The organism is Mariniphaga sp. (assembly GCF_041687215.1).
GTDB lineage: Bacteria > Bacteroidota > Bacteroidia > Bacteroidales > Prolixibacteraceae > Mariniphaga.
This window is the reverse complement of the sequence record NZ_JAWLCI010000099.1, coordinates 1-10,255: the sequence shown is the minus strand read 5'-3', so window position 1 is coordinate 10,255 and position 10,255 is coordinate 1. Positions and strand designations below refer to the sequence as shown.

Sequence of the window (10,255 nt, the reverse complement as noted above, 5' to 3'; positions counted from 1 at the left end):
TAAGTTACGAATACTCAATAAAAATGGTGTCGCCCGCAGCGCACCCAATTTTCATTCTCGTGGGTGTCAAAAATTTGTCATGTGGGTTTCATATTATTTTATTTTGTATGAACCGGCACACGAAAATTTTAAACCGGCTTTATTACATGCAACAGTTCAGGGGTAAATTAGTTTGCCGTTGAGCGGGTGATTCTCCTCTTTGCTATTGAGCGGGTGACTGAGAGTCACCCGCTCAATAAAAACAAATCGCAGGCATATCAGAAACTGTGAGGTCAAAAGGAACCGGTCTCTCCAAAAAAGAACGGTTCCCTTAGGTAGAACACAGAGTTTCTTGCCAAAGTCATGTTCAGGACTTGGGGACGTCAGAAACGCCAAACATTGTCTTGTCCGCGGGTGTGGGGACGTCATAAACACCAAACAATGTTATGCCCACGGCGTGGGGACATCAGAAACACTGAACAAAGTTATGTCCACAGGCGTGGGGACACCAGAAACTTCAAACAATGTCGAGCCCATGCCGTGGGGAAGTCAGAAACGCCAAACATTGTCTTGCCCACGGGTGTGGGGACATCAGAAACGCGGAACAGTGCTATGCCCACGACGTTGGCGGTTATTGTGACACAGCAAATTAGGGATTTTTAAGGCCCCGGCGATTAAAACCGGGGTGTTTCTGTTATGCCGGGGAGCCTTTTTAGCAAAAGATTGCTATTTTTAAAACTTGAAAACCAAAAAGCAACAATTGAAAGCTCAGCCGAAAATGAATTAAATGAAAAACATCAGCAAACATCTGAATACTTCATATTGTCAATTCCCGATTAATGATTTTTTTCAAATAATGGGAATATATGTAATTTTACATAACTGGAATATAAGTAGTAAATTTAGCACAACGTTAGGGCAAATAGTAAAAGACCAATGAACAGACATTACTTATTGAATTAAAATACAGATTACTAATAATTATAACCATAATGACATGAAAAGACAAATTAGAATTTTGGTACTAATTGGATTTTTTTCCATTCTCAGCGTAAAAGGATTTTCACAATTAAGTATTTCATATTATTCATCCTCACTTTCAAAGATCGGATTAGGATACAATTTCAATGACAGATTTTGGAGTGAATTGAGATTATATAGTAACACGACTGTAAATGATATAACACCTGAATTGATAGTGTGTTACAATATTGTAAAAAAAGAAAATCATAACGTATATATTGGATTAGGGGGTAATGTTAATTATTTCACTGGATTTGTATTACCTGTTGGAGTTCAATTTACCCCGATTGAAAAATTTGACAGATTTTCATTACACATAGAATTACAACCAACATTAGACATTGAAAGTGACTTAATAATCCAAAGTTCGTGGGGATTTAGATATAAATTTGGGAAAAAGGATTAAAACTACTTGCCCTAGTCGAATAGATGGCCGTGAGTCGTTAAGCCCACCGGAGCACCTGTCTCACCATCCCGATTACTATGACAAAACAAATTATTTTGCCAAGATTTTTTGTTCTTAACAAATATTTCATTGTTGAAGGGTGTCATTTTATTGGCTAGCACAAAAATAGATTTAGCAATCATATTCATAATAGTATTTAGTATCCATAGGTGGTGTTTTCCCCTGTCCAGCATTGTTTTATAATAACTATGAAATAGTTGTCCTTTTCTGATAACACTTAAAGCTCCCTGGTGCATTTCTGCTTTTAGCTCCTGGTTTGCTTTCTTTGAGGTTCTTGGTCTGTACCTGATTGAAGTTCCTGAGGTACGTTCAAAAGGGGCAATTCCCACATAACAGGCAAAAGCTTTATAGTCAACAATTTTTTAAGATCCATCGGTTACAGCTAAAATATGTTGTGCTATAACTGGTCCGATACCGGGAAAAGAAAGTAATATGTTATAATAACTATTAATTGTTTTTTCTGACTTTATCAGTAATTGTATGCTTTTCTCTACCTCTTTAATCAAATCTGTGAGAAAATGTTTCAATTGATTATAAATGACCGTGTTTAAAATTCCTGGAATAACCTTATCGCTTTCACTGGCAATAAAGTTTAGCGTCCGTTGTCGAAGGCTAATGAGTTGTTTTCGTAAAAGATATAATTCTTTCAGTTCTTTGGTTTTCTGGTCAGGGTGATGAAAATTGGTAGCTTTATGTTGGTGGGCCAGGGCAAATTCGGCTATTTTCATGGAATCTACTTTATCGGTTTTTGCCCGTTGTAAATTCAGCCTGTATCCTTTCATGATTATTGGATGGACAACCCAAAAAGTTACATCAAGTCCTTTCATAACCAAGGCTAACTTTTCAGTATAATTTCCGGTGTTTTCGCAACAAATGAGAACTTCTTTTTCTTTAATATCAAGTTCTTTTATTTTATCAACCAGTTGGCTAATTTCCTTTGCATTGTTGGGAACCTGGAGATAATGTGACGAGTCATTCAAAAGATAAGTTACATCAAGTGTCAGTTTACTAATGTCAATTCCAAAGATTAATTTAAATTTACGTTCCATGTTAATTATAACTTTTGCATGTTTATAAATTAACTGTGACAGGATGCTCGCCTTATTCCATGCTATTAAGCTTTGCTTTAATTACTATTGAGGCTGGGCAACCCAGGATAAGAAGTTCCACCGTCGTAGTCGGGACGACCTTCCGAACCCTCAATTGGTTTTTTTTGGGTGGTAGATCCCGACTTAGTAGTCGGGACGACCTTCCGAACCCTCAATCGGGTTTTTTGGGCGGTAGATACCGACTTGGTAGTCGGGACGACCTTCCGAACCCTCAATTGGGTTTTTTTGGGTGGTAGATCCCGACTTAGCAGTCGGGACGACCCTCCGAACCCTCAATTGGGTTTTTTTGGGTGGTAGATCCCGACTTAGCAGTCGGGACGACCCTCCGAACCCTCAATTGGGTTTTTTTGGGTGGTAGACCGGACTTGAACCGGCGACCTCTGGAACCACAATCCAGCGTTCTAACCAACTGAACTACAACCACCATTTATTTGCGGCTGCAAATATAATATTTTATTCGTTTTTGATTCGCGAAAATTAAAAATTTATACCGTGAATATACCTGAAAAAACTATTTTTGGAAGAAACCAAACAAAATGAAAAAACTAAATGTAAATACCATAGTTTGTTTTGGCGAAGTTTTGTGGGACATGCTTCCCACCGGAGCAAAACCTGGCGGCGCACCACTGAATGTAGCCATTCATTTAAAAAGACAGGAACTAAATCCTTTTATTATCAGCAGTGTGGGGAATGATGCTGACGGACAAAAACTGCAGACTTTTCTTCAGGAAACAGGAATGAATCTGGAATATTTGCAAACAGATGATGTTTTGCCCACAAGCCAGGTTTTGGTTCATCTCGATTCGGAAAAAAATGCAACATACGAGATTTGCGAACCCGTTGCCTGGGATAATATTCAGTTCAACAAAAAAATGGAAAATCTGGCAGAAAAAGCTGATTTGATAGTTTTTGGCACACTGGCTTCGCGAAATGAAACTACACGAAAAAACTTATTGAAATTTCTTAAACATTCACCGGCAAAACGATTTTTGGATGTGAATCTGCGACCACCCTACGATACCAGAGATGTTGTAGAAGAAATGCTGCATCTGGCTGATTTTGCCAAGCTGAATAACGAGGAACTTGCAACTATTGCCCTGTGGAATGATCAAAAAGGCACCGAAGAAGAATTAGTCCGCTGGCTTTCTGAATATTTTTCCTGTACAATAGTTTGTGTTACGCGGGGAGCAAACGGAGCAGCACTTTTAAAAAATAACACATGGATTAAGCACCCTGGATTTAAGGTTATTGCTGTGGATACCGTGGGTTCAGGCGATTCCTTTCTGGCTGGCTTAATTGCACAACTTTCCGCTGAAAGTTCTCCTGAAAAAGCGCTGGAATATGCTTGTGCAACCGGCGCGTTTGTTGCTTCCCGACAAGGAGCAGTGCCGGAATATTCTGTACGTGATATAGAAGCATTTATGAAGTAAAATTCTTTTGAAATATTTCTATTTTTTCATTTGATAGAGTTTCCACCAGGGCGTAGTGGGCGATTCGTGGTGTTCCCAGTGGTAGCCAAAAAAATAACAGGAAAGCATGGCGAGCAAATGATTTTTTATCTGCGTTCGTGAATTATGTGGTTTCATTTGTTCGGAAACCGGCCGGCGGTGTGGCAAATAAGTTCCAAAAAAGAACAGTTGTAATGTAGCTAAAATGGCCGGAACAACCCAAAATGTAATCAATTGAAATTCGGAAAACCAAATAAGTAAAATATTAAATGCAATAGCCATAAACAGAATTTGCCACCAGGTAGTGTAATTTTTCATAAAAATAAACCACCACACAAAAAAGTTATTGCTGCGGGGCGAAAAATCGGGATCCTGCTCTGTGCCGGGGAAACGGTGATGCAGGTAATGTTTTTTCGATAAAACGCGGAAAGACAAAAAAGCAAACAGTGTGGTGGAAAGGTGCCCAAAAAAATTATTCAGTTTCCGGTTTTTGGCAACGGTTCCGTGCATGGCATCATGCCCGGTAATAAACAGGCCGGTATATAAATAAGCCTGGATAAGAACATGCAAATAAAAAATGGGCGATAAAAAATCAGGCTCAACATAAAACAATGAATAGAGCAAATGCCCCAGCCAGAAAATGATTATTGTTAATGCGATAAATATTCCCATGTCCGCAAATATGTTTGGGACAAGTTAAACTATTTTTTAGAAATTAAGAATGTCTTTCAGGTTTTTATAACCGGTTTTACTTACTTTCAGTTTGGTTTTATCGTGTAAAATAACAATGTAAGACTCCTTTTCATACTGCTGTATCTCATTAATTTGCTCAACCTTAACAATGTAGGATCGATGAATGCGAACAAAATCTTTTGTATTGAGAGCACCCTCCAGGTACTTCATGGTTTTTTGTTTCATGTAGCGGCCTTCGTGGGTGTAAATCATTACATAATCGTCCATCGACTCAATGTACCGTATCTGGTCAACCGGAATGATGTGAATTTTGTGCCGGTCTTTTACAACAATACGATCGAGGAAATCCTCCTTCGGATATTCGCTTACTTTTTCTGCAACATCGGAGACCGGGCCTTCATCCTTAATCCGGTTGGCAACTTTTTCAATAGCTTCCAATAGCCGGTCTTTGGAATAAGGTTTCAGCAGGTAATCAGCAGCGTTGTATTCAAATGCTTTCAGTGCATATTGATCGTAAGCCGTGGCAAAAATTATGTGAGGCTTATGGTCAAGCAGTTCAAGCAGTTCGAAACCGGTAATTTTTGGCATCTGAATATCGAGAAAAACCAGGTCGGGTTTCAGATCGTTAATCATTTTTACGCCTTCAAAACCGTTTTCACATTCTGCAATCAGTTCAATGTTTTCGGCATCGTTCAGAAACGATTTCAGCAGTTTACGTGCAAGTTCCTCGTCTTCAACAATAATGGTTCGTATTTTTTCGGTCATAGCAGTTTATTTTTGTGGAATAGCCAAAGTTACTTTAAATTCTTTTTTATTGTCTTCAACTTTCATAAGTAGAGGATTATTGTATATAATCTGAAGGCGGTCGCGAATATTGCGCAAACCAATTCCTTCTCCTTTTTTACTAATGGAGTTTGGATCGTAATTGTTTGTTATTGTAATTTCGAGCACATCGTTTTGGCAAGAAGTTCGGGTCGCAATTTCAACCGGTTCAGTGGCTTCATAAACGCCGTACTTAATGGCATTTTCATACAATGGTTGTAAAATCATATTTGGAATTAATGCATCCAGACAATTTTCATCGATTTCGAAAACCGGATTCAGTTTTTTCCCGAATCTTACTTTTTCAATTTGGAGATAGAGTTTATTGTTGTTCAGCTCTTCACTAAACGGAACTTTATCAATCTGGTCGTGTTTCAGCGAATAACGCATTAACGAAGAAAGGTTAATTACCATTTCCTGAGCTTTTGCAGGGTCGGTCATGGTAAGCGAAGAAATGCTGTTCAGGCTGTTAAATAAAAAGTGCGGATTGATTTGGGATTTCAATGCGTGCAATTCTGCTTCTTTCACCAGCGACTTTAACTTTCCCTCATTTCGAAGTTTTTCTTTAAATCCCTGGTAGTAATTTACTGCATAAAAGAAAATAACATAGGTAAGGTAAAGCATATAACCGCCAAAAATATTGGCTGCCAAATTATTGTCTATCCATTGTTCGGAGTATGGATGAAGGAGTTTTATAATTACAACACCCAGGTAAAGCCAGATAAAAACAATGATTGTGGCTGCAATAAGGTGTGAAAGAATAATTCTTCCGGGCGAATAGTTTTCGAGCGTGCTGTATTTAATTACATACCAAATTGAAGCGCCGATAATGGCAAAGGTAAAAGGCAAGGCAAAAGCTTCGGCAACGGCCATGCCAGGATCGAACCCGTAAGCCAGCCATTTGAGCAAAACACTGCCCAACAAAATGGCTAACCATGCCAATATATAGTAAAGGGCTAACCTTGAATTGGAAATAAAAGGGTGTTTAAAATCCATTTTTAATTGTATTTTACTTCCACTCCGCCAAAGGCGCTAAAACCTTTTATAATTAATGTTTTTGCGGGGTCGCAACTTACATCGTGCACCGAGGCGCCTCGTTTATCGGTAAATGCACCAAAAATGGTGGTCACTTCGTTTTTAACAGTCCAGTCGGGCGGAACTTTAAAACCACTGCCGCCAAAAATGGCAACACAATCAATAATGGCCCCGTTTTCTGAAAGGCTGGACTGACGTAAATCGTATTCAGCTCCACCAAAAATGGAGGTTATTTTACCGCCCAGGAAACTTTTTGAGTTGATAAATATTTCTCTTCCTCCAAAAATTACAAAATCATCGAAATAATCCATTCCCAGGCTGGAGGCGTCAATCTGGGGAGGCTGGTTTCGCTGCCTGTGTGTAACAAGAAGTGCAACGCCAACTCCGATAATCAAAACCGGCCACCCAATTTGCCTCAATTGATAGGGAATGACAACCAGTTCGTCAATCAGAAAAAATCCCCCGATAAACATTAAAATGGTACCTGCTGTCCGGTTTCCGGCAATAAAAGAAAAAACACCGATACCAATAAGCAGCATTTGCCATGATATTAAAACATCAGTCCATACATGGGGTATCAGGTCCAACTTCACCAAAATCCAGAATATGCCAACCAGGATTAAAAATAATCCGAATAATACCCTTTTGTTTGAAACACTTTTATTTTCCATTTTTATTCTGTTATTGAATTAAAAATCAGATTGCTGAAACTTATTCTCAACCATCTGCCATTCTTATTTAAATAAATTTAGCAATGAGTGCAATGCCGGCACCAATTAATATAGCAGGAAGAATAAATGAAAGGGTGATATGAGGAAAAATCAAAATTTTGGGCGCCAAAAAAAGTCCACCCAAAACAATTAAAACTATACCAAAAGACCTTTTACCTGCAAGCAAAACAAGTCCTATAATTATTAAAACCATTTGCCAGGAAAAAAGAAAATTTCCCCAATTCATAAACAGGTGTCTGAATGGAATAAACAGGTTTTTTATCTGTATTCCAATCATTTCTAAAGCAGGAGCGGTTTTCTGCAATAACCACACCATGCCCAAAACAATAAGTATTATGGCTAAAGTTACCCGTGAATTGTCTTTTTTCTGTTCGCTTTCCATTTTTCCTGTCCCTTTTTTTGGTGCGAACAAATATATAAATAACACCAAGGCACACAACTTAACATTCGGTTAACACAGGGAATGAATCGGTAAATGGAATGATTTTACACTAAAAGAGGGTTGTTTTTTTAATTTCAACAACCCTCTTTTCTTATTTGATTGATTTACATGCTGTTTTGCGCTTTTACCCAGGAATCGCGTAACGGAACTGTCCGGTTAAAAACCGGTTTTCCCGGAATAGAATCATAATCAAGGTTAAAATATCCCAACCGCTCAAACTGAAAATGATCGAGTGGTTTCGCATCATTCACAAAGGGTTCGATATAACATTCCGGTAAAACCTGAAGGGAATCCGGATTCAGAAATTCTTTAAAATCAACATCTTTATGTCCAGCCGGGTCTTCGTCGTAAAACAGGCGGTCGTATAACCGGACTTCCGATTTTACCGCGTGTTTTGCCGAAACCCAGTGAAGGGTGGCTTTCACTTTTCTTCCGTCGGGAGAGTTACCTCCTTTCGATGCCGGATCGTAGGTGCAATGCAGTTCTGTAATTTCTCCCTTATCATTTTTAATAACATCTGTACAGGTTACAAAATAAGCGTACCTCAATCTCACTTCGCGACCGGGAGCCAGCCGGAAAAACTTACGTGGCGGATCTTCCATAAAGTCGTCGCGTTCGATGTAAAGTACTCTGGAGAAAGGAACTTTTCGTGAACCCATCCTTTCGTCCTCGGGATTGTTTATGGCTTCCAACTCCTCTTCCTGGCCTTCAGGATAGTTGGTGATGACCACTTTCAGCGGATTTAGCACTCCCATTACCCTCTGTGCGGTTTTATTCAGATGTTCGCGAACGCTGTATTCCAGCAGCGAAACGTCAATCATCCCGTCAACTTTGGTTACGCCAATTCGGTCAGAAAAATTACGAATTGATTCCGGTGTGAAACCCCTTCGTCGTAACCCGGAAATGGTAGGCATGCGCGGATCGTCCCAGCCACTAACATAGCCCCCTTTTACCAGTTCCAGCATCCGGCGCTTGCTCATAATGGTGTAAGTAAGGTTCAGCCGGGCAAATTCAATCTGCCGCGGACGGTAATCTGAATCCATTAACTGATCGATAAACCAGTCGTAAAGTGGTCGGTGCACTTCAAACTCAAGCGTACAAATGGAATGCGTAATACCTTCCCAGTAATCGCTTTGCCCATGTGCGAAATCGTACATTGGGTAAACACACCATTTGTCTCCGGTTCGGTGATGATGCGCTTTTAAAATGCGGTAAATAATAGGGTCTCTCATGTGCATGTTGGGCGAAGCCATATCGATTTTGGCCCGCAAAACCCGCGAACCTTCATCAAATTCACCGGCTGTCATTCGGTTAAACAAATCAAGGTTTTCTTCCGGTGTCCGGTTCCTGTATGGACTTTCGGTTCCCGGACGGGTGGGCGTTCCTTTTTGTTCGCTTATGGTTTCTGAGCTCTGATCGTCAACATAGGCCTTGCCTTTGTTTATCAGCAATATGGCAAAGTCGTGCAGTTTTTCAAAATAGTCGGAGGCATAAAACAACCGGTCTTCCCAGTCGAATCCCAGCCAGCGGACGTCTTTTTCGATGGATTCCACATATTCCATCTCTTCTTTGGTGGGGTTGGTATCGTCGAACCGAAGATTGCATTTGCCGCCAAATTTTTCGGCAATTCCAAAATTCAGGCATATCGATTTGGCATGGCCAATATGCAGGTAACCATTTGGTTCCGGGGGAAACCGTGTGTGTACCCGCCCGTTGTTTTTCCCTTCCTGCAAGTCTTTTTCAATTTGCAAATGAATAAAGTTCGATTTTTTTGCCGGTTCTTTGTTTTCGGTGTCGTTTGCCATGGTACTTAATATTTTATCCGCTGGTTTTCAATGGCTGCAAAATTAAAAAAAGGTTGCTCAGTATGATTAAGGTACCTGTAATTTCTTTGCATTCGTCACTTATTTTTAATTTCGCGCTAAAAATTAAATGGGAATTGTTGAAATTGAAGGAATGCACTTTTACGCTTACCACGGCCATTTTGAAGCTGAGCGTATTGTTGGCAATGAATTTTTGGTGGATGTATGGCTTGAAACAGATTGTTTAAAAGCTGCTGCTTCTGACAATTTGGAAGATGCATTAAATTATCAGGCGGTTTACGATTTGGTAAAGAAAGAAATGCAAGTGAAATCGCATCTTTTGGAACATGTTGCCGGGCGAATCCTCGATGCCCTTCTTGAAGAATTTACGTCCATACAAAAAGCAAAAATAAAGGTTTCCAAACTCAATCCACCCATGGGCGGGCAAATTGAAAAAGCCAGTGTGACGCTAATGCGATAAAATGTTTGAGTTTATTTTTATGGAATTCAATGCAAATTTTTCTACATTTGCAGTCCGAATTCAAAAAATGGTTCCCTGGCCGAGTGGCTAGTCCCGAGTTCTCGGGAAAAACCGTATACGGCTCCAGGGCATTGAAATAGTGATTTAAAAAAGGTTCCTTGGCCGAGTGGCTAGGCGGCGGTCTGCAAAACCGTATACGGCGGTTCGAATCCGCCAGGAACCTC

General features: G+C 39.8%; 11 protein-coding genes and 2 tRNA genes. 4 read left to right on the top strand and 9 right to left on the bottom strand.

What is annotated here, in order from left to right:
• Nucleotides 1-976: 976 nt before the first annotated feature.
• Nucleotides 977-1,408, top strand: a complete 432-nt coding sequence (locus ACESMA_RS20650) for a hypothetical protein (protein WP_372950773.1) — start codon at nt 977-979, stop codon at nt 1,406-1,408.
• A gap of 11 nt (nt 1,409-1,419) precedes the next feature.
• Here the strand turns inward: ACESMA_RS20650 and ACESMA_RS20645 are convergent, their stop codons facing one another.
• From ACESMA_RS20645 to ACESMA_RS20635, 3 genes are all read right to left on the bottom strand, one after another.
• Nucleotides 1,420-1,827, bottom strand: a complete 408-nt coding sequence (locus ACESMA_RS20645) for a transposase (RefSeq protein ID WP_372950774.1) — start codon at nt 1,825-1,827, stop codon at nt 1,420-1,422.
• A gap of 3 nt (nt 1,828-1,830) precedes the next feature.
• Nucleotides 1,831-2,517, bottom strand: a complete 687-nt coding sequence (locus tag ACESMA_RS20640; protein ID WP_372950772.1) for an IS110 family transposase — start codon at nt 2,515-2,517, stop codon at nt 1,831-1,833.
• Nucleotides 2,518-2,926: 409 nt separating this feature from the next.
• A tRNA-His gene (locus tag ACESMA_RS20635) sits at nt 2,927-3,002 on the bottom strand.
• Nucleotides 3,003-3,113: 111 nt separating this feature from the next.
• On the opposite strand from ACESMA_RS20635, the gene ACESMA_RS20630 reads away from it, so the two are divergent.
• On the top strand, nt 3,114-4,007 hold the full coding sequence (locus ACESMA_RS20630) for a carbohydrate kinase family protein (protein ID WP_372950771.1): 894 nt from the start codon (nt 3,114-3,116) through the stop codon (nt 4,005-4,007).
• 18 nt (nt 4,008-4,025) lie between these two features.
• Here ACESMA_RS20630 and ACESMA_RS20625 read toward each other — a convergent pair whose 3' ends face one another.
• The 6 genes from ACESMA_RS20625 to ACESMA_RS20600 all read right to left on the bottom strand — a co-directional run bounded on the left by ACESMA_RS20625 (nt 4,026) and on the right by ACESMA_RS20600 (nt 9,553).
• Nucleotides 4,026-4,697: a fatty acid desaturase gene (locus ACESMA_RS20625; RefSeq protein WP_372950770.1), complete on the bottom strand. Its 672-nt coding sequence runs from the start codon at nt 4,695-4,697 to the stop codon at nt 4,026-4,028.
• Between the two features lie 36 nt (nt 4,698-4,733).
• On the bottom strand, nt 4,734-5,483 hold the full coding sequence (locus ACESMA_RS20620) for a LytR/AlgR family response regulator transcription factor (protein ID WP_372950769.1): 750 nt from the start codon (nt 5,481-5,483) through the stop codon (nt 4,734-4,736).
• A 6-nt stretch (nt 5,484-5,489) separates the two neighbouring features.
• Nucleotides 5,490-6,536: a sensor histidine kinase gene (locus ACESMA_RS20615; protein WP_372950768.1), complete on the bottom strand. Its 1,047-nt coding sequence runs from the start codon at nt 6,534-6,536 to the stop codon at nt 5,490-5,492.
• A 2-nt stretch (nt 6,537-6,538) separates the two neighbouring features.
• Nucleotides 6,539-7,246, bottom strand: coding sequence for a LiaF transmembrane domain-containing protein (locus tag ACESMA_RS20610; protein ID WP_372950767.1), 708 nt, complete (start codon nt 7,244-7,246; stop codon nt 6,539-6,541).
• Nucleotides 7,247-7,313: 67 nt separating this feature from the next.
• Nucleotides 7,314-7,688, bottom strand: coding sequence for a LiaF transmembrane domain-containing protein (locus ACESMA_RS20605; protein ID WP_372950766.1), 375 nt, complete (start codon nt 7,686-7,688; stop codon nt 7,314-7,316).
• Between the two features lie 164 nt (nt 7,689-7,852).
• Nucleotides 7,853-9,553 (bottom strand): glutamine--tRNA ligase/YqeY domain fusion protein, encoded by a 1,701-nt coding sequence (locus tag ACESMA_RS20600; RefSeq protein ID WP_372950765.1) that lies wholly within the window; start codon nt 9,551-9,553, stop codon nt 7,853-7,855.
• 127 nt (nt 9,554-9,680) lie between these two features.
• Between ACESMA_RS20600 and folB the strand changes: the two genes are divergently transcribed.
• Together folB and ACESMA_RS20590 are read left to right on the top strand one after the other, a co-directional pair.
• The gene (gene folB / locus ACESMA_RS20595) at nt 9,681-10,031 is read left to right on the top strand and encodes a dihydroneopterin aldolase (protein WP_372950764.1); all 351 of its coding nucleotides are present in this window, start codon (nt 9,681-9,683) and stop codon (nt 10,029-10,031) included.
• Between the two features lie 152 nt (nt 10,032-10,183).
• Nucleotides 10,184-10,254: transfer RNA gene (locus ACESMA_RS20590), tRNA-Cys, on the top strand.
• Nucleotide 10,255 lies beyond the last annotated feature (1 nt).

Bases quoted from the DNA above. Each gene is read 5' to 3' on its own strand.
- ACESMA_RS20630 (WP_372950771.1), top strand. From the start codon at position 3,114: ATGAAAAAACTAAATGTAAATACCATAGTTTGTTTTGGCGAAGTTTTG.
- ACESMA_RS20610 (WP_372950767.1), bottom strand. From the start codon at position 7,246: ATGGAAAATAAAAGTGTTTCAAACAAAAGGGTATTATTCGGATTATTT.
- ACESMA_RS20600 (WP_372950765.1), bottom strand. From the start codon at position 9,553: ATGGCAAACGACACCGAAAACAAAGAACCGGCAAAAAAATCGAACTTT.
- ACESMA_RS20605 (WP_372950766.1), bottom strand. From the start codon at position 7,688: ATGGAAAGCGAACAGAAAAAAGACAATTCACGGGTAACTTTAGCCATA.
- ACESMA_RS20650 (WP_372950773.1), top strand. From the start codon at position 977: ATGAAAAGACAAATTAGAATTTTGGTACTAATTGGATTTTTTTCCATT.
- ACESMA_RS20625 (WP_372950770.1), bottom strand. From the start codon at position 4,697: ATGGGAATATTTATCGCATTAACAATAATCATTTTCTGGCTGGGGCAT.
- folB (WP_372950764.1), top strand. From the start codon at position 9,681: ATGGGAATTGTTGAAATTGAAGGAATGCACTTTTACGCTTACCACGGC.
- ACESMA_RS20640 (WP_372950772.1), bottom strand. From the start codon at position 2,517: ATGGAACGTAAATTTAAATTAATCTTTGGAATTGACATTAGTAAACTG.
- ACESMA_RS20620 (WP_372950769.1), bottom strand. From the start codon at position 5,483: ATGACCGAAAAAATACGAACCATTATTGTTGAAGACGAGGAACTTGCA.
- ACESMA_RS20615 (WP_372950768.1), bottom strand. From the start codon at position 6,536: ATGGATTTTAAACACCCTTTTATTTCCAATTCAAGGTTAGCCCTTTAC.